At 32.8% G+C, this 22,561-nt stretch carries 23 protein-coding genes; 12 read left to right on the forward strand and 11 right to left on the reverse strand.

Translation table 11 applies throughout. The annotated features are described in order from the left end of the window. Nucleotides 1–42: 42 nt before the first annotated feature. The 6 genes from BKH45_RS05500 to mfd are packed head-to-tail and all read left to right on the forward strand — an operon-like array spanning nt 43 to nt 7,799. Nucleotides 43–1,467: a GGDEF domain-containing protein gene (locus BKH45_RS05500; RefSeq protein WP_180675653.1), complete on the forward strand. Its 1,425-nt coding sequence runs from the start codon at nt 43–45 to the stop codon at nt 1,465–1,467. Then, nucleotides 1,458–2,606 (forward strand): Mur ligase family protein, encoded by a 1,149-nt coding sequence (locus BKH45_RS05505; protein ID WP_095274481.1) that lies wholly within the window; start codon nt 1,458–1,460, stop codon nt 2,604–2,606. The genes BKH45_RS05500 and BKH45_RS05505 overlap by 10 nt, the downstream gene beginning before the upstream one ends. Then, nucleotides 2,596–3,540 carry a M23 family metallopeptidase gene (locus tag BKH45_RS05510; RefSeq protein WP_095274482.1) on the forward strand — a complete coding sequence of 315 codons (945 nt, stop codon included), beginning with the start codon at nt 2,596–2,598 and terminating at the stop codon, nt 3,538–3,540. The genes BKH45_RS05505 and BKH45_RS05510 overlap by 11 nt, the downstream gene beginning before the upstream one ends. After that, complete coding sequence (locus BKH45_RS05515) at nt 3,537–4,484, forward strand: M23 family metallopeptidase (protein WP_095274483.1); 948 nt, start codon at nt 3,537–3,539, stop codon at nt 4,482–4,484. The genes BKH45_RS05510 and BKH45_RS05515 overlap by 4 nt, the downstream gene beginning before the upstream one ends. Next, nucleotides 4,397–4,813 (forward strand): polymer-forming cytoskeletal protein, encoded by a 417-nt coding sequence (locus BKH45_RS05520; protein ID WP_095274484.1) that lies wholly within the window; start codon nt 4,397–4,399, stop codon nt 4,811–4,813. The genes BKH45_RS05515 and BKH45_RS05520 overlap by 88 nt, the downstream gene beginning before the upstream one ends. Further along, a complete protein-coding gene (gene mfd, locus BKH45_RS05525; RefSeq protein ID WP_095274523.1) occupies nt 4,800–7,799 on the forward strand; it encodes a transcription-repair coupling factor in 3,000 nt (999 codons plus the stop codon). The genes BKH45_RS05520 and mfd overlap by 14 nt, the downstream gene beginning before the upstream one ends. A gap of 38 nt (nt 7,800–7,837) precedes the next feature. Here mfd and rpsR read toward each other — a convergent pair whose 3' ends face one another. The 8 genes from rpsR to purM form a co-directional block, all read right to left on the reverse strand. Further along, on the reverse strand, nt 7,838–8,092 hold the full coding sequence (gene rpsR, locus BKH45_RS05530) for a 30S ribosomal protein S18 (protein WP_095274485.1): 255 nt from the start codon (nt 8,090–8,092) through the stop codon (nt 7,838–7,840). Nucleotides 8,093–8,101: 9 nt separating this feature from the next. Next, entirely contained in the window at nt 8,102–8,614 is a 513-nt protein-coding gene (locus BKH45_RS05535) for a single-stranded DNA-binding protein (RefSeq protein WP_095274486.1), read from the reverse strand. Between the two features lie 17 nt (nt 8,615–8,631). Beyond that, nucleotides 8,632–9,084: a 30S ribosomal protein S6 gene (rpsF, locus tag BKH45_RS05540; RefSeq protein ID WP_095274487.1), complete on the reverse strand. Its 453-nt coding sequence runs from the start codon at nt 9,082–9,084 to the stop codon at nt 8,632–8,634. Nucleotides 9,085–9,176: 92 nt separating this feature from the next. Further along, nucleotides 9,177–10,166 carry a DNA polymerase III subunit delta gene (gene holA, locus BKH45_RS05545; RefSeq protein WP_095274488.1) on the reverse strand — a complete coding sequence of 330 codons (990 nt, stop codon included), beginning with the start codon at nt 10,164–10,166 and terminating at the stop codon, nt 9,177–9,179. A 2-nt stretch (nt 10,167–10,168) separates the two neighbouring features. After that, nucleotides 10,169–12,124, reverse strand: a complete 1,956-nt coding sequence (locus tag BKH45_RS05550; protein WP_095274489.1) for a ribonuclease R family protein — start codon at nt 12,122–12,124, stop codon at nt 10,169–10,171. Further along, nucleotides 12,125–12,922, reverse strand: coding sequence for a shikimate dehydrogenase (locus BKH45_RS05555; RefSeq protein WP_095274490.1), 798 nt, complete (start codon nt 12,920–12,922; stop codon nt 12,125–12,127). Beyond that, on the reverse strand, nt 12,919–13,623 hold the full coding sequence (locus tag BKH45_RS05560) for an SH3 domain-containing protein (protein ID WP_095274491.1): 705 nt from the start codon (nt 13,621–13,623) through the stop codon (nt 12,919–12,921). Before BKH45_RS05560 ends, BKH45_RS05555 begins: the two co-directional genes overlap by 4 nt. A 19-nt stretch (nt 13,624–13,642) precedes the next feature. After that, a complete protein-coding gene (gene purM / locus BKH45_RS05565) occupies nt 13,643–14,638 on the reverse strand; it encodes a phosphoribosylformylglycinamidine cyclo-ligase (RefSeq protein WP_095274492.1) in 996 nt (331 codons plus the stop codon). Between the two features lie 151 nt (nt 14,639–14,789). Between purM and pstC the strand changes: the two genes are divergently transcribed. Genes pstC through pstB form a run of 3 tightly spaced genes read left to right on the forward strand, consistent with a single transcriptional unit; the run spans nt 14,790 to nt 17,280 of the window. Further along, nucleotides 14,790–15,668, forward strand: coding sequence for a phosphate ABC transporter permease subunit PstC (gene pstC / locus BKH45_RS05570; protein WP_095274493.1), 879 nt, complete (start codon nt 14,790–14,792; stop codon nt 15,666–15,668). Further along, nucleotides 15,665–16,519 carry a phosphate ABC transporter permease PstA gene (gene pstA / locus BKH45_RS05575; RefSeq protein ID WP_219349989.1) on the forward strand — a complete coding sequence of 285 codons (855 nt, stop codon included), beginning with the start codon at nt 15,665–15,667 and terminating at the stop codon, nt 16,517–16,519. The genes pstC and pstA overlap by 4 nt, the downstream gene beginning before the upstream one ends. Beyond that, nucleotides 16,516–17,280, forward strand: coding sequence for a phosphate ABC transporter ATP-binding protein PstB (pstB, locus tag BKH45_RS05580; RefSeq protein WP_095274494.1), 765 nt, complete (start codon nt 16,516–16,518; stop codon nt 17,278–17,280). Before pstA ends, pstB begins: the two co-directional genes overlap by 4 nt. A gap of 11 nt (nt 17,281–17,291) precedes the next feature. On the opposite strand, the gene BKH45_RS05585 is transcribed toward pstB, so the two are convergent. Continuing rightward, entirely contained in the window at nt 17,292–18,644 is a 1,353-nt protein-coding gene (locus tag BKH45_RS05585) for a HAMP domain-containing sensor histidine kinase (RefSeq protein WP_180675654.1), read from the reverse strand. After that, nucleotides 18,637–19,314 (reverse strand): response regulator transcription factor, encoded by a 678-nt coding sequence (locus tag BKH45_RS05590; RefSeq protein WP_095274496.1) that lies wholly within the window; start codon nt 19,312–19,314, stop codon nt 18,637–18,639. Before BKH45_RS05590 ends, BKH45_RS05585 begins: the two co-directional genes overlap by 8 nt. Nucleotides 19,315–19,449: 135 nt before the next feature. Between BKH45_RS05590 and pstS the strand changes: the two genes are divergently transcribed. Next, entirely contained in the window at nt 19,450–20,454 is a 1,005-nt protein-coding gene (gene pstS, locus BKH45_RS05595) for a phosphate ABC transporter substrate-binding protein PstS (protein WP_095274497.1), read from the forward strand. Here pstS and BKH45_RS08840 read toward each other — a convergent pair. Then, nucleotides 20,451–20,762, reverse strand: coding sequence for an acyloxyacyl hydrolase (locus BKH45_RS08840; RefSeq protein WP_180675656.1), 312 nt, complete (start codon nt 20,760–20,762; stop codon nt 20,451–20,453). The genes pstS and BKH45_RS08840 overlap by 4 nt on opposite strands. A 333-nt stretch (nt 20,763–21,095) precedes the next feature. Here BKH45_RS08840 and BKH45_RS05605 point away from each other — a divergent pair, with 333 nt between their 5' ends. Continuing rightward, nucleotides 21,096–21,644 carry a YbhB/YbcL family Raf kinase inhibitor-like protein gene (locus BKH45_RS05605; protein ID WP_095274499.1) on the forward strand — a complete coding sequence of 183 codons (549 nt, stop codon included), beginning with the start codon at nt 21,096–21,098 and terminating at the stop codon, nt 21,642–21,644. A gap of 193 nt (nt 21,645–21,837) precedes the next feature. Next, on the forward strand, nt 21,838–22,554 hold the full coding sequence (locus tag BKH45_RS05610; RefSeq protein WP_095274500.1) for an outer membrane protein: 717 nt from the start codon (nt 21,838–21,840) through the stop codon (nt 22,552–22,554). Nucleotides 22,555–22,561 lie beyond the last annotated feature (7 nt).

Consider the following 22,561-nt stretch of genomic DNA (forward strand, 5'->3'; position numbering starts at 1 on the left):
ATATAATATAATACCGAGAACAAAAAAATGTTAGGAATACTGATGGCAAATCTTAAATCAACTGTTGAAGAAATTTTTAAAAAGCTTGATAAACTCCCTCATTTATCAAAAGAAAAATATGTGGATCTTTTTGTCCAAGAACTCCAAAAGCAGAATTTAGATGAAAAAGATTGGCTTAAAAAATATTTGGATTCGCTTAATCATGGGATTAAGGGGATGTTTGAATACAATATACAGACAAAAGATGAATTTATTCAAAGACTCATCATGTTTTTGAATGCAAGCAATTCTTCTAAAAACTCAGAATCTCTAGAAGAAACCAATGTGCTTTTAAACGCCTTGTTAAAGCTGTTAAGTGAAATTGCAAGCGAACAACTTAAAGAAGAAAAGGCGCATCTTTTTGTTGAAAAAAATCTTCAAACTCCTCAGGGGATTAAAGAGTTATTAGAAGGCTGGAGTGATTTTATCCAAAATCAAGAACACCTTAAACTTCAAAAACAAATTTCATCTATTGTGTCTAATTTTGTCCAATCTTATACGACAGACTTTAAACCGGAATTTAAAGAAATTGTGGATGTTCTCAATCAAACGCCTCAAGCCATTACAGATGCAAATGTCCTAAAATCTCTAGAAGAGATCTCTCATTATAGAAATAAAGATATAGGGATTTTAAACTGCAATCTTTTCAAAAAAAATGGGCAAGAGATCAAACAAAATACCATTGAGATTTTATTTGAAATTGATAAAGTTATTGAAAATAACAATGAATGTGTCAAAGAAATTTCAAATATTAAAAATGCCATCGTGCAAGCAAAAAATAATTTTCAAGAAGAAAAACAAAATCTCATTAGCTTTTCAGAAGTCCTTTCTGAAAAAATTATAGGTGTCAATACGATCTTAAAAAACAAAGAAGAAAAAATTAAATATCTTTATGATGAACTCAACACTCTTTCTCTATACATCAAAAATATTGAAGAACAATCTAAACTTGATAACCTCACTGATGTTTATAATCGCAAATATATTGATAGTATTGCTGAAGTTTATGAAAAACAATACCAAGAAAATTTTCTAAATTATTCAATTTTATTTTTTGATATCGATGATTTCAAAAACATCAACGATATTTATGGGCATGGCGCAGGGGATAAGATATTGGGAATTTTTAGTAAGATTCTCAAGCAAAATTGTAGAGGGACAGACATGGTAGGGCGATATGGGGGAGATGAATTCCTAATCTTGATGCCAAACACAGGTTTAGAAGAGGCAAGAGGTTTTGCAAATAGAATTTGCAAAACCATAGAAAATAGTAATTTCATTTATAAAAATCAAAAAATAAAAATCACTACAAGCATAGGAATTGCCGATAGATCTTCTTACGAGGATAAAAGTGAAATGATTGATTCTGCAGATAAATTTCTCTATAAAGCAAAAAGAGCGGGCAGGAATAGAGTGGAATGGCAATAGTTTCTCTTGAAGAGTTTTTAGAATCTAAGGGGAATGAATATGCCCCCTTTGATCCCAATCGTGCTAAAATCATTTATCAAAGACTCTCTAAATATCTTAAAAATCCCTCTAAAAAAATCCATATTGTTGGCACTAATGGCAAAGGAAGTACCGGAAGGTTCATCACTTTAGGACTCTTGCAAGCAGGTTATAGTGCGCTACATTTTACTTCCCCTCACTTATTTGATTTTAATGAGCGTTATTATAAAAATGGTCATATTGTAGATGATAAAACACTTCAAGAAGCCCATTATTTCTTGCAACAATTTGATTTTATACAAGCTTGTAGCTACTTTGAATATGCAACTTTTCTGGCTTTGGTTTTGGCTCAAGATGTTACATTTCTTGTCCTTGAAGCAGGACTTGGGGGAGAGTGGGATTCTACAAGTTGTCTTAAACGTGATATTTCAGTATTTACACCTATTGGACTCGATCATCAAGAAATTTTGGGAGAGAGTGTTGAAAAAATCGCTACAACAAAATTAAATTCCATGTCTTCTGTGGCCTTTATAGCTCCACAATCTTCTTGTGTTATTAAAGATATTGCCCAATCTATCGCCCTAAAACATAAAACCAAGCTTTATTTTGTCCCCAATACTATTCCTGAGACAATCTTTTCTTATGCAAAAACTCATCACTTACCGGAATTCTTAATGTATAATTTGCACACAGCTCTTTATGTACTTTCTTATCTGCAATGCACTATTGATTTGATACATTTTCCTATGCTTGATTTAACCGGAAGATGTCAAAAAATTACCCCTCATATTACAATTGATGTAGGGCACAATGAACAAGCAGCTAAAGAAATAGCAAAAGTTTTTAACCATAAAAAAGTAATCCTGGTGTATAATACTTATAAACAAAAGGATGTTTATACTATACTTAAGTTACTCAAGCCTGTGATTAAAAAGATTTTAATTATAGAAATTTCAAATCCTAGAATCATAGAAAAACCAAAGCTTCAGGAAGTCATCCAATCTTTAGAGATTCCATCAGGAATTTTTAGTCTGGAAGCTATGCAAAAAAATGAAGAATACTTAGTTTTTGGTTCTTTTAGTGTAGTCAAGCAATTTTTGGAGGAATATCGTGCAAGATAAACTTGTCATTACCATAGTTGATGAGTCTGGTTCGCGACAATTTCGGCTACCGAAAAATACCAAAAAAATTATTATTATTATTTGCTCTATTCTCCTTGTTACTATTTTTGGTAGTGTTTTATTGATGAAATTTTTGATGCAAAAAATAGATGAAATTGCCTTGAATAAAAACATTGCCCTTTCAGAATATAAATATATCTATCAAAAAAATAATTTCCTCAAAGATCAAATCAAACAAAAAACTCAAGAACTCAGTATCGTGAGTCAAAAAATTGGAGACCTGGAAAATATTGTTGATTTGAAGAAAAACACAGATAAGAATACTGACGTAAATGATAAAATCAATCTTTTAGATCTTTCCAGTTCGCAGAAAAATCTAATCCTTAGCCTTATTCCCAATGGAGAACCTATTGCTTCTTATACATCCAAAGATTTAAGCTCCAAAAAAATTCACTCAAGTAAAAAAACCAAAGACATTACTACAGGTTATGAGTTTATAACCAAAGAAAACACGCCTGTATATGCAACTGCAGATGGTGTGATTGATTTGACACGCAATCATTACAACAAAGGGTATGGTAATTTGATTAAAATCACACATTCTTTTGGGTTTAGCTCTATGTATGCCCATTTAGAAAAAGCTGTTGTAAAAAAGGGGGATTTTGTCCAAAAAGGACAACTTATTGGGTATAGTGGGCATAGTGGAGATGTAGATAAAAATACACTTTATTATGAAATTCGTTTCTTAGGAAAAATTCTGAATCCTGTTGTTTATACTTCTTGGAATGCAGATAATTTTGAGGAAGTTTTTGATGATGATACTTCTATTGACTGGAAAAGTCTTGTTTGGACAATCGAAGACATGGTCCAACTCCAAACTTATCGTCTCAGTTATCAAAACAACGATCTACCCTATATGGGCGAAGAAAAATGATTTTTGACAAAAGACTCGTGTTAATGATTACAGACAAAAATGGTAGCCGCCATATTAATGTCAGCATGATATTTCGCCAATTAAGTCTTTATTTTTTGTTGTTTATTCTTGGAGTGATTTTATTTCTAGCCGTATCTATTAGTGTTTTTAATTCTGAAATTAAAGACGTAAATATTAAAACAATTTTAATCAATGAACAATATGAAAAAATGCTTAAAAAAAATTCCTATCTCAACGACCAAATCAATCAACGTCTAGAAGAAATTGCGCTTGCAGGGGATAGGATTGATGACTTAGAGGGGGTCATTGGCGTTTCTAAAGATGAAGAAGAATTAGAAAAAAATGAAAATCTTTTAAGCAGGATTGATATTGCCAGCATTACCGGAGCACAAAAGGCTTTTGTAATGAAGTTTATTCCTAATGGTCGCCCACTTGATTATTATCGCAGAATCTCAGCAGAATTTGGCAATCGAATGCACCCCATTTTGCATATTTTGCACAAACATACAGGGTTAGATTTTAGCACACAAGTCAATACGCCTGTTTATTCTACAGCAGATGGCGTGATTGATTTTGCAGCCAATGGTTGGAATGGAGGTTATGGAAAACTCGTAAAAATTGCCCATTCTTTTGGATTCAAAACCTATTATGCCCATTTAAATAACATTGTTGTTAAGAATGGGCAATTTGTCAAAAAAGGACAACTTATTGCTTATAGTGGAAATTCCGGGGTGAGTACAGGTCCTCATTTGCATTATGAGGTTCGGTTTTTGAATCAACCTCTTAACCCTCTGAATTTTGTAAAATGGGATATGAAAAATTTTGATTCTATATTTGAAAAAGAAAGGACAATTGCATGGCAATCTTTACTAACGACAATAAACAATCTAATGGGGCAGGAAAAATGGGACCGGCAACAATTATCGCTCAAGGAACAAAATTAAAAGGTGAGATCCATACAGATTGCCACCTGCATATTGATGGTGAATTTGAGGGAAATATTCAATCTAAAAATATCGTTATGGTCGGAAAAAGTGGGTTCGTAAGCGGCGAGATTTATGCTCAAAAACTACTTGTCAGCGGTAAATTTAGTGGGACTACAGAATGTGATGTTGTTGAAATTCTTCCTATGGGTCGTATTGATGGCAAAATCATCAGTTCAGAACTTGTGATTGAACGAAAAGGTATTTTTATGGGCGAGAGCAAAACCAAACAAAGCCTGAATGAAAAAACTCAAAAAATTCTCAACAAACCAACCAATGATACAATCTAGCCTTTATCATGCCTTCAACAAAGGCTTTTCTCACTCAATATTAATCACCAAAGACTCTAAAGAAGCACAACAAGCTTATGAAGTCGCAAAGTTTTGTCAAAAAGAATCTTTGCTTACTCCTATTTTGCTTCCGGAATTTCGGGCCAAGATGGGTGATGATATCCGATCATTTATGAGTGAATTTATCTCATTACTTGCTCAATTACGCACATTTTATACAACTTCTCATCCTCTCTTAATAGCACCTATATCTGCTCTAATTTATCCCCTCCCCAACACTTCGCTTCTGGAAACTTTTATATTAAGTAAAAATACTCCTGTTTATTTATCCGAATTAAAAAAGAAGCTTTTGTATTATGGCTATGAAGTTGTTGATATAGTTGAAACGGAAGGAGAAGTAAGTTTTAGAGGCGATATTATGGATATCTTTATTCCATTTTCAAAACCTTATCGAATCAGCTTTTTTGATACAGAATGTGAAAGTATCAGAGAGTTCGATCCTATCACCCAACTAAGCAACCAAACAGAGCCGGATTGTATTTGTATTTCTCCGGCAATTTTTAGCCTGGATGAAGCAAAATACCAAAAATTACTCAAGCAAGTATCCCAATCACATTTTGATGCTTTTAGCAAAGATATTGCGTCTTTGGGTTTTTGGTATCTTCAAGAAGATGGTATTAATTTTATCAAAACTTATGACACCATCATAACCCCTAGCGCTCAAGATGAGGCAAAGGAGATTTTTTCTTTTGAAACAAATTCATCCCTTAAACTACAAGATTTCCTTTCTTTAGAAGTATTATTACCTCCAAATAATGGAAGCATAGATATAGATGTGCATCTAAAAAATTTAAATACTATTATCGAACTCAATGCAAATAAAAAAATTACTCTTTTAGCCAGAAACCAAGCGCTTTTAAAAAGCGTAGAAATAAAAACCCCTATCAACACAATTCTTTCTGATTGCATTGTAAATATTTCTACTCCAACACAATTAATTATTTCTCTGAATACCCAAACCAAAGTGCAAAAACAAAAAAAATCCGCATTAGGTATTGATGAGCTTAACATTGGAGAATATATTGTTCATGATGAATATGGAATTGGTATTTTCAGAGGGATCATACAAGCAAGTATTTTAGGAAATGTGCGTGATTTTATTCATATTGATTATCAAGGAGAGGATAGACTTCTTTTGCCGGTAGAAAATCTTCACCTTATCCAACGCTATATTGCCGCTTCTGATGGAATGCCTGTTTTAGATAAACTGGGCAAAGGAAGTTTTGCAAAACTCAAAGAAAAAGTTAAAGTTAAGTTATTTGAAATTGCTGATTGTATTATCAAACTTGCAGCAAAACGCAATCTCATTGAAGGGAAAAAAATTGATACATCTTTGGTTGAAATACAAACTTTTAGAGATTCTTGCAACTTCGTCCTCACTCAAGATCAACAACGATCCATCCAAGAAATTTTTGCAGACCTTCGTAGTGGCAAAGTGATGGATAGACTTTTGAGTGGTGATGTTGGTTTTGGTAAGACTGAAGTTGCTATCAATGCTATTTTTGCTGTCTATAAAAATGGCTATCAATCAGCTATGATTGTCCCTACAACATTACTTTCAAACCAACATTTTCATACGCTCCAAAATAGACTTTCTTCTTTTGGAATCAAAGTAGCAAAACTGGATCGTTTCATAAAAACTTCTCAAAAAAATCAAATCCTCAAAGGACTTCTTGAGGGTAGTATTGATGTAGTTGTAGGCACACATGCACTTCTAAATGCAAAATTCAAAAATTTAGCATTGATGATTATTGATGAGGAACATAAATTTGGAGTTAAACAAAAAGAAACTATCAAAGAATTAAGTAAAGATTTACACCTTTTAAGCATGTCTGCTACTCCTATTCCACGCACACTCAATATGGCTCTTTCTGAAATTAAAGGAATGAGTTCTTTGCTCACCCCTCCTGTTGAAAGACAACCAAGCAAAACTTTTCTCAAAGAAAAAAATACTTCTTTACTCAAAGAAATTATTCATCGTGAGCTTAGAAGAAATGGACAAATCTTTTATATCCACAACAATATTGCTACTATCACAAAAGCTCAAGAAAAAATCCAAGAACTTCTTCCAAAATTAAAAATCGCTATTCTACATTCACAAATTGATCCAAAAGTAAGCGAACAAATTATGTTGGACTTTGCAAATAGAGAATACCACATGCTTTTATGTACTTCAATTGTAGAATCAGGAATCCATCTTCCAAACGCCAATACGATTATTATTGATAATGCAGATAGATTTGGACTTGCTGATTTACACCAATTGAGAGGGCGCGTAGGGCGAAGCAATAAGGAAGGATTTTGTTATTTCCTTGTTGATGACAAAAAATCCATCACACAAGAAGCACAAAAACGACTTTTAGCATTAGAAAAAAATTCTTATTTAGGAAGTGGGGCTTCCATTGCTTATCACGATCTTGAAATTAGAGGTGGAGGAAACCTTATTGGACAAGCCCAAAGTGGGCATATCAAAAATATTGGTTATGGACTTTATTTACGATTGCTTGAAGATGCTATTGGCCAACTTAGCGGCAACAATCCGGAAAACACTTCCAGCGTAGAACTCAAGCTGGGCGTTAGCGCTTATCTCAATCCTGAACTCATAGCCAGCGATAGGCTTCGTCTTGAACTCTACAGACGACTTTCTTTATGTAAGGAAACAACCGAAGTCTATGAGATAGAAGGAGAAATTGAAGATAGATTTGGCAAGCTTGATAAAATGAGTTTGCAATTCTTGCAAGTAATCATGATAAAAATTTTAGCAAATTCTTTAAAAATCAAGACACTTTCTAACTATACTCAAAATATTTCTATCGTCTATGGTGATGACTCTAAAGAATCTCTAAATTCTCCCAGTAAAGACGATGATGACATCTTGAATACAATTTTAGAATATTTGCATACACAAATCAAAAATAAAAACTAAGCTTATAAAAAGAAGTTGCCCTTCAAAGGGCAAAAAAATTAAATTTTAAAAGGGCTTTCAATTACCTTTTTTCGATCTACGATATAAGGGATAAGCGCCATTTGTCTAGCTCTCTTAATAGCAACTTCAACACGTTCTTGCCATTTTTTTGTATTACCGGTAAGACGTCTTGGCATGATTTTATATCTCTCAGATAAAGAATGCTTAAGCATTTCAATATCTTTATAATCAATAAAATCAATTTTTGCTTCTGTATATTTGCAGTATCTTTTTGAATATTTTTTACGTTCCATTATTTGCTCCTAAAAGGGTATTTCATCTTCATCTATATTGATTTCAGGGATATTTTGCTCATATTTTTGAGTATTTACCCCACCTTGTGCGCTCTGCATAGTCTGTTTAGGCGGATGATTATTCTGTGAATGAGGCTGAGATTGCAAGTAGCTTGATTCATCATTTTGATAATTGCTTTCATCTTGAATATTTGAAGACTTACTATCTAACATCTGCATAGATTCGGCTGTAATGGTATGTTTGCTTTTTTTTGCACCATTTTGATCTACCCAACTCTCCAAAGTCAATCGTCCTTCAATCAAAACTTTTGAACCTTTTCTCAAATACTGATTAGCCACTTCCGCTGCCCTACCAAAAAGTTTGACATCTACAAAACACACTTCTTCACCTTGTGTTCCATCTTGTTTTTTATATCTACGATTGCTGGCAAGCCCTAAAGTCGCTAATGCAGAACCACTAGGCAAATATCTAAGCTCCACGTCACGAGTTAAATTCCCTACCATAATGACTTTGTTATACATATAATCGCCTTCTTAATTTATTCTGCCTGATCTTGTGTAGGTGGCTGCACCTCTATAGCAACAGATTCTTTTGTCTCAAAATCAGTTTTTGGCTTTTCTCTTGGTGGTTGTTTAAAAGCTGCCTTTGCTTCAGGCTTTTTATTGGCTCTATCTACCAATGTTTTCCATGATTTTTGATCTTTTTTGCTCTCATATTTAATCACTATAAAGCGTAAAATATCTTCATTGATACGATAAAGTCTCTCAAGTTCGAGGATAAACTTTGCTTGGGCTTGAAAATAAATCACAAAATAATAACCTCTTTTGTTTTTATTAATTTCATAAGCAAGATTTCTCATGCCCATATCCAAACAAGTTTCAATACTCCCACCATTTTTAGTAATGGCTTCTTTATAAAAGTCAATCTTGGCTTTTATTTCCTCTTCTACCAACGTAGGCTTGAGGATAAACATAGTCTCATAATATTTCATCTATTCTCCTTGTGGTTTTAGCCCTTTTTCTATAAGTTCTAATTCTAAAACTCAAAAAAGAGCAAGGCTTTTTTTATAAAAAGAGACTTATTCTATCTTATATATGCTTGCAATTTTATTAAAGCATGCAGACCAATATTTTTTCCACCCTTCATATTAGCATTTCTCCATTTTTGAAATAACTCAAATATTTTTTGATACCCTTCTTCTTTGATTCTAATAGCCCTTGAAGCAAGAGTTTCTACGATTATTTGTGGGGGAGAAAAACCAAGTATTTCTTTTGGATTTGGCTGACCATTGCTTTTGATATAAGCAAAAAATAAGAATAATTGATAAAAATATTTTTCCATTTCGCGAAGAATTTGAAATTCATCTAAGCCCTCTTCTTGCATTTTCTCATAAATCTCAAAAAAGTCTTTTTTATTAAAAATTGCTTCATAGAGATCCTCAATACGCACACTTCCAAGACCATAAGAGAGTTGATGAATTTCCTCAAGGGTAATGGGGGTATCAAAAATTGTAAATTTTTCTAACTCATTATAAGCTATCCCTAAGTCATTGTTTTGTAAATTTAAGATAATACCCAATAAGCGATCATCAATTTTTAAATTTAGTGCATTTGCCCTCTCTTTTAAAAATATTTGAGATTCATATACACTTGGAGCAAAAAATCTTACATCAATAACTTCTGTCCCCTTAAAAGATGAAGCAAATGTTCTAAAATCTTGCGCATATTCAGCATTTGATTTGGAATCTGCTTGGTAAAATTCAATGACTAAGAAATGATGACGATTTAAAACAATGGCTTTTAACATAGCATCAATTTCTTTCTTGGGAAGTTTCTTGTCTAATTTTAATACCACAAGACTTTCATCTCCAAACAAAGAACTTTGCCCCAATATATCCATCACTGCCTTAAAATCATAATCACTATAATAAAATGTAATTTTATTGAAAGGATCTGTAATTTTACTTGCAATTTTGTCTGAATAATATTTGATTAAAAAATCTGATTCCCCATAAAGCAAAGCTGCCCTTGGAAAAGAATTTTTAAGCAAGCTCTCAAGCTCTTTTTTATACATTTTTACCCCTTAATAACCCTTACAAAAATCTTGCCACTCAATATATCTGCATTTACTATTTGGACACAAACTTCATCAAATTTATGTAATTCCAAAGGTAACTTTTCCACTATTAATCTTGCTCCAATAATTGTATCAAGCCCGGAAGCTAAAGGTGGGTAATTCTCATCAGTAATACTCGCTTTTAATTTAAAACCAATATTTTCAAATGCCCAACGAGCATATTTACGATTTTTAAAATCTGTTTCAATTTTAAATACTTGCCTTTCTTGATCGTTCAAAAGCATGCAAGAAGCTTGAATACAACCTAACAAATGCATCAATTTTTTATTTGAGTGTGGAGTATTTAAGAGGATTTGTTTTAAAATCCTATGCAACATCAAATCACTATACCTCCGAATAGGCGAAGTAAAATGGGTATATTCTTCAAATCCCAATCCGAAATGCCCTAAATTGTATGGGGAATAATTAGCTTGAGATTGGGCTTTGATAATCATTTTATCAATTTGTTTTTGAGCATTTTTTTTCTTGGCTTGAGTTTGGATTGCTTGGAGGCATTGATGCAAATTTGAGGAAAAATCAGGGGGAATACTATACCCCAAAGAATTAAGTTCAAAAAATAATTCATCAATGCGTTCTTTGGAAGGATGTTCATGGACACGATAAATACCATTATTTTGCAAATGTTCCCTTAAGAATTTGGCCGTTTGTTTGTTGGCTAATAACATGGCTTCTTCCACAATCATGTGTGAAAAAGTTTGAGGATATACATTGACTTTTTGAAGCATCCCGTTAGAATTTAACTCTAGTTTAATTTCATCATTAAAAAACTCATATCCCTTTTTAAGCCGCTTAGAATGAATTTTTTGAGCTATGGGATAAAAATTTAAAATACTTTCTTTGACTCTATCATCTATAGCTATCTCTTCATTTTTTAATAATTTATCCACATTTGTATAGCTAATATTTTGGTAATTATGCACAACAGCCTCAAAAAGTTCTGCATCAATGACATCAAAATTTCTTCTATGGAGTCTTAATCTCCATACAAAAGCCAAACGATCTTTGTCTTGATGTAAGGAGCAAATATTTTCACTAAGATTTTTAGGCAACATTGGGTAGCTTATATGTGGAAAATATACGCTAAACCCACGTTTCTTTGCTTCAAGATCCAGCGGACAATCCGGGCTTACATATTCGCTTACATCAGCAATTGCCACATAAAGCTCATGCTTTGAGACATCAAAATAAATCCCATCGTCATGATCTTTGGCATCATCAGGATCAATAGTGCAAAATGCCAAGTGCCTCAAATCCCTTCGATGAGAATATAACCCCACATCTACTTCCTGCCCAAAACTTTCTGCAAACTTAAGAGATTCAGAAGAAAAATTACAGGGGTGATGGTATAAAAAGAGTGATATTTTCTCATCAATTTGGGGATCTTCTAAAACCCCCAAAACCTCGTTAATTTGGTTTGTATGCGCATCAATACTTACAACACAATGTTTAGGCAGAGCAAAGAGAGATTTTTGAGAAATACCCAGTCGTATAGGCTTGCAATAAGGGTCTTTGATTAAAATCCCTACAATTTCTCCCTTTATTTTTTCTAAATAACATAAAATATGACTTGATTGAGAATAGAGCATGGTAATAATTTTTGCCTTAGTTTTACCTCTTATCTTTAACAATCTCGCCAGCACAATGTCATCTTGACCAATTGACTTGGGTTTAGAATCAATAAAAAAATCTTTTTGACTTCTGCTTTTAAAAGCGCATAAAAATACTCTACCACCTCTGGAAATATCTATACTGCCTATGATGTAGTTTTCTTTAAGCTGATAAAAATTTTTACTCTCTTGGATAGAATTATTTTCTCTGAGTAATTCATATATTTCTTGGCATTTTTTGGGAATGGATTTTATCCCATAGGTAAGTTGGAGTAAGAATTCTTTCATTTATAAAATAAGTTTCATTTGTTTTCTGATAGACTCTAAGGGAATTTTGTGCTTGCAAAATAATTCAAATGCCAATGCAGCTTGCTCAATAAGCATATCTTTACCATCTCTGGAAAGAATATTCAATTCTTTGGCCAATTTTAAAAAAGGCGTAGAGATTCCATAGATTAAATCATAAGCCATTTTTGCATCCAAAAGAATTTGCCTAAGCAGCATTTCTTGTAATGGCAACCCGGTATCTTTAAGACCTGCAGGAGTAGCATTAATTACCAAATCAAAAGCTCTAGGCATAAATACATCGCTCAAATAACACTCAAATCCATTTTGAATAAAAGATTCCAAATGATTTTTTGAACGATTAAGGATACAAACTTTTATCCCTTTTTCTTTCAAAATATAAGCAACTGCTTTTGCACTTCCTCCTGCTCCAATAATTAAAGCTGTTTGAAAATTATAATCAAGTATTGTTTGATAAAAACCCTCTGCATCTGTATTGTAGCCAATCAACCTGTGATTATCTTCCAAAACCCATGTATTGACAGATCCAATCCTTGATCCAATGCCCTTGACTTCATCACTTTGAGTATAGGCGTATTCTTTAAAAGGAACAGTAATATTAGCGCCACTTAACTCCAGTTGATAAAAAGTTTGGCGCAATTTTTCACCATCTTCAAGCAAATATTGACCATAAAACCCCTCAAACCCAATTTGAGAAGAAAAAGAAGAAAAAACAAAATTATGAATTAGAGGCGACTTAGAATGGGCAATAGGGTTACCAAAAACACAAAATTGTCTCAAGGATTTGCCTGCTTTTTAAGCAAACTAAGCCAAACCCAACCTTCTTTAACTTTTGCCCAGCCATTTTGAGTATAAGCAACCTCAACCACTTCATCATGCAAAATTTTCCCTATAATTTTTGAAGAAATATCAGGATTCAAACGAATATTAACACTTCTGGGAATCACAATATATTTTTTTAAAGCAGATGGAGAAGTAGCAAGAATATCTTCCTTGTCTTGTTTTAAAAGACTTGAAAGTATCCAACCTTCTTTAACTTTTGCCCAGCCCTCAGCAATAAATGAGACTTCTATTTTTTGATTTTGTGTAAGCTTCCCTACGATATCAGAAGTAGTGCCGGGAGATTGACGAATGTTAATTGCTTTAGGGATCACAATATATGTTTGAGGATTAGCTTGCGCAGGTAAAGAATTATTGTTTGGTATTTCAGAAGTAGAGACTTGGCTTTGAAACATATCTTCATTGAGAATATTTTGCCCAACATGAGTTTGTGTATTGGTCTGATTGGGTTGCGTAGGTTCTTGGATATCTTTAGTTGCATCCTGATGAGTGGAATCTACAACTTGAGTGGATGTATTTTCTGAAATAGAAAATTCTTTTTGTTTGCTTGTGCCTACAAAAACAATATAATACAACCCAAATCCAAAAAACAAGGCTAAAACGGGCATTGTATATAATTTAAAAAAAGACTTAATATTCATTATGGTAGAGTCCCTATTATCAAATTAACTCCACTCCATGGTCATAGGCAATAACCTCACCTATTAAATACCCGTCTGTATTTGCAAGCACAAAGCTGACATTCTCTTTTGGGACAACACTAATCATACCTACGCCCATATTAAACACTCTATAAGATTCACTTTCTTCAACGTTTTCTTTTAGTATATCAAAAATTGGCAATATTTTTATAAGTTTTTTATCAATTTGTGCGCCCAGACCTGCAGGCAAAACTCTTGGTAAATTCTCTACAATCCCCCCACCTGTAATATGAGCGAGAGCGTAAACTTTATCTTTTATTTTTTGATAAATATCAACATAAATTCTTGTAGGCACCAAAAGTGTTTCAATCAATGGTTTGCCACAAAATATATCTCCAAAATTCATTCCAAGATTTTCAAAAAGAATTTTACGCACTAATGAATAACCATTGCTATGAATCCCACTACTGGGGAAAGCAATTAAAATATCCCCGCATTGAATTTTTGAGCTTTTATACAAATCTGCTTTTTCTCCAATCCCTACAGCAAAACCTGCCAGATCAAAATCCTTACCGTGATACATTCCGGGCATCTCAGCTGTTTCTCCGCCAATAAGCGCACATTTGGCTATCTCACATCCCTTTGCGATCCCTTTTATAACCTGTGTAGCACGATTTTTATCTAATTTAGCACTTGCATAATAGTCTAAAAAAAACATTGGAGAAGCAAAAGAGCATATCAAATCATTCACACACATTCCAACCAAATCAATCCCTACACTCTCAAGAGTATCTGATTCGATCGCTAATTTTAATTTCGTCCCAACCCCATCAGTGGCTGCCAATAAAACAGGATCTTTGAATCCGCTTTGAAGAGCATATGCTCCTGCAAAAGAACCGATACCTCCAATCACTTGTTGGTTATATGTCGCTTTTACATAGGGTTTAATATTTTCTACAAAAGCATTCCCTTCATCAATATCAACTCCGGAATCTTTATAAGTGAGCTTTTGCATTTGCTTTCCTTCGTATTATGTATAGAAACAAATTTTACCTTCAAACACTTCAAAATCAGCTTATTTGATGTTGAAATGTAATCTTTTTGTAATCAAGGATTTTTATAATCCCAACAAGACAATAATACGTCAATATTTTTGGAGAATCATGATGTCAAAATTTATTATCAGAGAAAAACTTTTTTTTCATGCCGGCAGGATTTTTGCTTTTTTATGTTTGGCGATCCTATTGGGGATTTTTATTGTTCTTTTAATCCAATCTCTTCCGGCTATTAAAAACTTTGGTTTTTCTTTCATTCTATCATCACAATGGTCTCCTAATCAAGAAAAATTCGGAGGATTAAGCGCCATATATGGCAGCCTTATGGGAACTATTTTAGCCATGATTTTTGCCATCCCTCTCTCACTGGGGATTAGCATATTCTTAAATGAAATTTGCCCCAAACGCCTTAAAAATATTATTGGATCAAGCATTGATCTCCTGGCAGCTATTCCCTCAATTGTTTATGGAATGTGGGGACTTTTTTACCTCACACCTGTAATTGGCAAAATATTTGGAGGGATGGGGCTAGGGATTCTTAGCGCTTCAATTATTTTAAGTATCATGATTTTACCCATCATGAGCGCTATTACTCGTGATTGTATGCAAACTACTCCTGATATTCTCAAAGAATCTGCTTATGCCCTTGGAGCAACAAAATCCGAGGTTATCAAAGATGTCATTATCCCTTATGTCAAAATCGGCATTATTGGAGGGATAATCTTATCTCTTGGAAGAGCATTAGGGGAGACAATGGCAGTTACTTTTGTCATAGGAAACTCTCATAAAATAGCAACTTCTTTATTGACACCTGCGACAAATATCCCGGCAACTTTGGCTAATGAATTTGCAGAAGCAGATAGTGAAATTTATTACTCAAGTTTATTTTATTTAGCATTGATTTTATTTTGTTTGAGTTTCTTGATTATTGCAACAGCAAAATTTTATCTAATGAAAAAAATACAACAAAATCATCAAGGCAAAAAATGAAAAAAAAGAACTTGATCATCAACAAACGTATGCGCTATAGCCAAGCTATTCTTGTTATCTCAAGTATTTTTGCGCTATTAGCGCTCAGTATCTTATTTTTGATATTAGGGACTTTATTTTACAAAGGTTTTCATGCATTAGGACTAAATATTTTTCTCAAAGACACAGCTTCTCCTTGGGAGAATGGCGGGTTACGCAATGTGATTATCGGACAGCTTATTTTAAGCTTTGGAGCACTCCTGATAGGCATGCCATTAGGTGTATTAGGAGGGACTTATTTAAGAGAATATGCCAAAAATCCAAGACTGGCTAATATTATTCGCAATATCAATGATGTAATGATGGCAACCCCATCAATCGTGATTGCTACTTTTATTTATGCTGTTATAGTTGTACCTATGGGACATTTTAGCGGCTGGGCGGGGATTATAGCACTTTCAATCATCATGCTTCCTATCATACTCAAAACTACTGATGATATGCTTTCTTTAGTACCTGACTCTCTTCGTGAAGCATCTATGGCGCTAGGATCGCCTAAATATAAAACAATCTTGAATGTGGTTTATAGAGGAGCAAAAACAGGTATTTTAACAGGTATTTTACTAGCTTTTTCAAGGATTACCGGAGAAGTAGCTCCTTTGCTTTTTACCTCATTAAATAGCGCTTTTTTCACTTTTAACTTAAACCAACCTTTTCCATCCCTAACAATCACGATGTTTCAATATGCCTCATCACCCTATAAAGAATGGCAAGAACTTGGATTTGGAGGAGCATTTCTATTGGCTTTATTTATTTTGGGGATTAACATTACGATCAAAATCATACTCCATAAAAATAAAGGAAAAAAATGAGCAAAATAGCCTTAGAAGTAAAAAATTTAAGTTTTTATTATCCTTATTCAGATACTCCAAGTATCACGAATATAAGATTAGAAATTCCTCAAAATAAAATTGTTGCCCTTATAGGGCCTAGTGGTTGTGGTAAAAGTACGCTTTTAAGATGCCTTAATCGTATCCATTGCTTATATGCAGGAGTCAAATACAAAGGAGAAATCATCTTTGAGGACAAAAATATTCTCAAAAAAAAGACAAATCTAATTGCACTAAGAACTCGTATTGGAATGATTTTTCAAAAGCCCACTCCATTTCCAATGTCAATTTTTGAAAATATAGCCTATGGTTTGAGACTTCAGGGGGTTAAAGATAAAATGGAATTATTTGCAAGGGTTGAAAAGGCATTAAAAAATGCAAACCTTTGGAGTGAAGTTAAAGATAGGCTTCAAAGGGATGCAAACTCACTCTCAGGCGGGCAACAACAACGGCTTTGTATTGCAAGGGCTATTGCCATAGATCCTGAAATTCTACTTTTTGATGAGCCCACAAGTGCGCTTGATCCTATTTCAACCCAAGCAATAGAAGATCTTCTTAAAGAACTTAAGAAAAAAATGAGTATTGTCATTGTTACCCACAATATGCAACAAGCCCTAAGAGTAAGTGATTATACAGCTTTTATGTATTTAGGTAATCTTATTGAAATAAATAAAACTCAAAATATTTTTGAACACCCCAAAGAAAAACTTACTCGTGAATATATTGGAGGAAAATTTGGATAAAAATATTAAATTTATGATAATTTAAAACTAAAAACAGAACCCTTTGCAGGCTTACTTTTAATTTTAAGTTCGCTATGGTGAAGCTTTAAAATATATTTGACAATAAAAAGCCCTAAGCCCAAAGAATTTTCTTGATATTTTTCTTCAATGCGATAAAACTTTTTAGTAATGAGATTAATTTTCTTTTCTTCAATCCCCTCTCCATCATCTATAATTTTCACTTCTTTATCTTTAAGTATAATTTTAATTTTCTTTTTTGAATATTTAAGCGCATTTTCGACCAAATTAATGATCACATGTTCTAAGAGAATTTTATCGGCATCAACAATGCTATCTTTGAGAATCAAAGTTATATTTTTATTGTAATAACGCAATCTCAAATTAGAAACAACTTCTTGTATTAAAGGTTTGAGGTTAAAAGAGTTTATTTCAAGTTTGGCTAAATCATTCTCAAGCCTTAGGGCAAGATTTAGACGATTTAAAAGATTATTTAATCTTTGGGATTGAGCATGGATTTTGTTTAAAAACCTTCTCCTTTGAAGAATGTCTAATTCATTTTTTATTTCTGCTTGAATCATTGTATCGCAATACCCTGAAATTACAGCTAAAGGATTTTTTAATTCATGGGAGAGAGCAGCAATGATTGAAGAGCTTTGGAGATATTTTAAATGCAATTTTTTTGAATTTTTTTTGACTTTCTTTTCTTGTTTTTGAAGAATTTCAGAGAGCTTTATAATTAATTTTGAAATCTCTTCAAATTCTTCAATAAATAAATGAGATTGTGAAAAATCTTCAAACTTCTTATGTGCAAGTTTATGGAGACAATAAGTTATTTTATCTAATTCTTGATGTATGTTTTTTTTCATCAAATAAATTAGCCAAAGACACAAAACCAAAAAAATTCCAAAAAGCGCTAAAAATTCTATCCAAAAGCTCAATGATTTTTTTGGAAGTTGCGGCAAAAATAAAGCAATATCATAAATCCTATCATCAATGGCACTACTCTGAGTCAAGCTAAGGTAATTTTTGCCTTCTATTTGGATATATCTATAGACACGATCAGCATTAGAAGGTAAAAGGGCATTTAAAAAAATTTTATCGCTGCTATAAGTTTGATGATTTTCCTTGTCGATAACAACGATTCCTAATCTTGTCCGACGCTGTAAATCTTTTAGAAATTTCGCATCCAGATTGCCTTCTAATATTGAGATATCTACCACTTCAAATAATGTATTTAATCGCTCATAAGAAACTTCTTTGTCTTGATGGTTTTGATTGTTATAAGAAAAAATACCTAATAACAAACAACTTCCAAACAATACCCCCAAAACCCCAAAAGAAAAAAGTTGGTGAAATTTAAACAAAAATATATCCTTCCGCGCGAACAGCCTTAATATACTTTTCTTCATCTTTTGGATTTAATTTTTTTCTCAAACGCTTAATAGCTACATTTACGCTTTTTGGCTCTCCTTGATTGTTCCAAATTTCCTCAAGCAAATATTCTCTTGAAAGCACCAATCCAATATTTTTAAAAAATGTCAAAAGCATTTTCACCTCTAAAGGAGTAAGCACGATCTTTTCTTCCTTGCTTCCTTGTATGCTTACAAGATGTGTTTTGGGATAAAGAGTGATTTTTTTATATTTCCATATTTTTTCTTCATTAAAACCTTTGTATCTTCTCAAAACAGCATGGATCCTGGCAATAAGCTCACCAAAATCAAAAGGCTTTGTAATATAATCATCACCGCCACGTTCAAGACCTTTGATTTTATCCTCTTGAGTATCTTTGGCGCTCAGAAAAATAACAGGCATACTATAGCCTTCCTTACGAATTTTCTTAACAAATTCCGATCCTTCTTCCCCATAAAGATTTCTATCTACTATCATCAAAGAAACATTTTCTTCTAAAAGTATATTTTTAGCGCTCTTGCTGCCCAAACAACCAATTACTTCAAATCCTTCTGTTTCCAAACGATATTCAAGCAATTCAAGCAAATCTTCTTCGTCCTCAATTATTAAAATCAAATCTTTCATCTTTAGGGCATCCTTGCATATTCTGTGAATTAAATATAGCTAAAAAAATTTATAAATAAAATATATTCGTGTAATTGATTTGTAATCATTGTGTTTTATAGTTTTTAAGCTATTCAATAAATCAAGGAGAATACAATGAAAAATATTTTTATCAAGTCATTTGGCGTGTTTGCATTATTCTTTGCAACTCTGGAAGCAAGCTCTATTATCAATGGAGCCGGGGCATCATTCCCGGCACATGTTTATATGAGCTGGGTAAAATCCTATGAAAAATCAAGCGGCATGCAAATCAATTACCAATCTATCGGATCCGGAGGAGGGATAAAACAAATCAAAGCAAAAACAATTGATTTTGGCGCCAGTGATGAACCTCTCAAATCAGATGAACTTGCCAAAAATAATCTTTTACAATTCCCTACTCTAAGTGGCGCTATTGTATTGGTTTATAACATAGAAGGGATTAAGGATAGCCAACTCAAATTAAGCAACGAAGTTATCAGTGATATTTTTCTGGGTAATATCAAACAATGGAATGACCCAAAAATCCTCAAAGATAATCCAAACCTTAAACTCCCTAATCAAAATATCCAACTAATTTATCGAAGCGATGGGAGTGGGACAACTTATAATTTCACACTTTTTTTATCTCAAATTTCAAAATCTTGGTCAGATAAAATTGGCACAGGAAAAGCAGTTTCTTGGCCCCTAGGCATTGGTGCAAAAGGCAACGAAGGAGTTACACACTTAGTGAAACAAGTCAAAAATTCTCTTGGTTATGTAGAACTCTCTTACAAAAATCAAATGCATCTCTCAGCTGCACAAATTCAAAATAGCGATCATCATTGGGTAAAAGCTGATAATCATACAATTACTAATGCGATCAAAAATGCAATTTGGGATAAAGATAAGGACTTTTATACACAACTTATCCATCAAAAAGGTAAAGATACTTATCCTCTTGTAAGCGCAACTTTTATCCTTCTACCCAAAGATGGAAAAAATACTTCTAAGGTGATTGCATTTTTTGATAACGCTTTTAAAAATGGCGACGAAGAAGCATTAAAAATGGGTTTTGTTCCCCTGCCCCAAGAGATAAAAAACCTCATCAGAGAGTATTGGAAATCCAATAAAGTTTATTAGTATAACCAACCCATAGCCAATCCGGCAAAGTTATACCCCACATTTGGGGTTTTTAACCCTCCATTAGAAAAGTGCCTTACAAAAAGTTCTAAATTCCCCCACCCCCATCTTATCCCTAAAAATGCCTTTTCACCAAAACTAAAAGCCGATCCGACACGTGAATCTTGCTTAGATTTAATATAAAATCCCAAATTCAATCCAAAATAAAAATTGCGATACAAAGGGAATGCAATATCTTCTGAGATTCCCAAATATCCTAAATTATATTGCTTCAATTTTTTATCTTTTATCGCAAGAAAACCACCCATCTCAAAATTTAACCTCCCAAAAAGACGAAAAAATTTATTCGGCTGTGAATAGGCTACTTCCATAAGATAAAGATTTTCAAATCCCTTCAAATCAAAACTATTTCCGATAGAAATATGAAGCGCATTATTTTTATCTCCAAAAAAAATATTTTGGGCTTGAAGAAAATAAAAAAATAAGGATAAACAAACTAATTTTTTAAATATATTTAATCCCTTAAAAATTATTTTTAAATTACTAAATTTTATCATTAATTATAAAAATATAGTATAAAAATAATTATTTAAATAAATTTTGATAGAATTTGAAGTCAGTTATAAAAAGGAGAGATTGAGATGAAAAATTTTAAAATAGATTTGGAACTGGATGAAAATGGATTTTTAGATGATAAATATGGTGGGAACGCGGCTAAAGAGTTTCTGGACGATGAAGGCTATCCTGATTTTTCACCTAAAATATGTTGGGAAAAAATACAAGGAGCAAAAAGCTATGCTCTTGAATTGATTGATTATGATTCTTGCCCTGTGGCAGGCAAAATATTTGTCCATTGGGTAGTTGGGAATATCGCAGAAAATAAACTTGAAGAAAATGCAAGCAGATTAGACAAAAATATCATTCAAGGTATTAACAGCATGACACAAGGATTTTTGAGAACAGAATTAGATGACAAACAAAAATTAACCTCAAATATAAAAACAAGTAAATATATTGGTCCCATGCCTCCTGATGGGGATCACCATTATTTATTCAATGTTTATGCCTTAGATATTCCTAAATTAGAAATTATTTTTCCATTTTTCATCAGTGATTTACATGATGCTATGAGGGGTCATATCCTGGATATAGGACGCATTGAATTTAAATACAGACAATACAAACATTAAGTTTTTTATCAAAAGCTAATAAATATCCTTTTATAATATTTATAATTTTTATTTATTTTATTAAAAAAATAAAATTTAATTGTATTTATTTAATAAAATATATTAATATATCTCCATAAGAAAGTTATTTCATAAAATGAATATTTGTGGCTTAGCTTGATTATAGAGAAAATATCCGTTTTAAAGGAACACGATGAAGAGAATTTTAGTAGGGGGCTTGTGCTCTTTAGTTTTAAACTCATTTTTGGCAGCAGAAGATAGTGGAGCATTCCTTGGGCTGAGTTATCAATATGGATCTGTAAAATTCAAACAAGATCTTAATATGAATATAACAACGCCTTTAGCAACCACGAATACACCTAAGTCAATTCGGGAAAAAACATCCATGAATGGAGCCGGGATCAAAATCGGTTATAAACAATTTTTTGGACAATCCAAATGGTTTGGTCTGCGTTATTATGCTTTTTTGGACTATGGCTATTCTAATTTTGGCAAAAAAGTCTTGCCTGATGAAGATTATTATGTCCATATGCTGAATTATGGAGTAGGTCTGGACACATTATGGAATCTTGTAAATACTCAAAATGGCAGCTTTGGTCTTTTTGTTGGTGTAGGAGTTGGAGGAGATACTTGGATTGCTAATGGCAAAGAATATCAAAAAAAGCAATTCCCAAATGGGAAGGCTAATTATACAAACTTTCAAACACTCATTGATGCAGGCTTGCGGACAAATTTTCACAAACACCATGGTTTTGAGCTTGGAGTGAAAATCCCCCTCCTTCAAGATGAAATCTTCAAAGATGTCAATGACACGCTCCGCCCAAATGTAGCCACTACAATCAAAGAAAATCTCAAAACAGATATACAACGTCGATATTCTGTATATCTTAGCTATCTCTATACTTTTTAAATCTATG

The sequence above is a fragment of the Helicobacter sp. 11S03491-1 genome (genome assembly GCF_002272835.1).
Classification (GTDB): Bacteria; Campylobacterota; Campylobacteria; order Campylobacterales; family Helicobacteraceae; genus Helicobacter_J.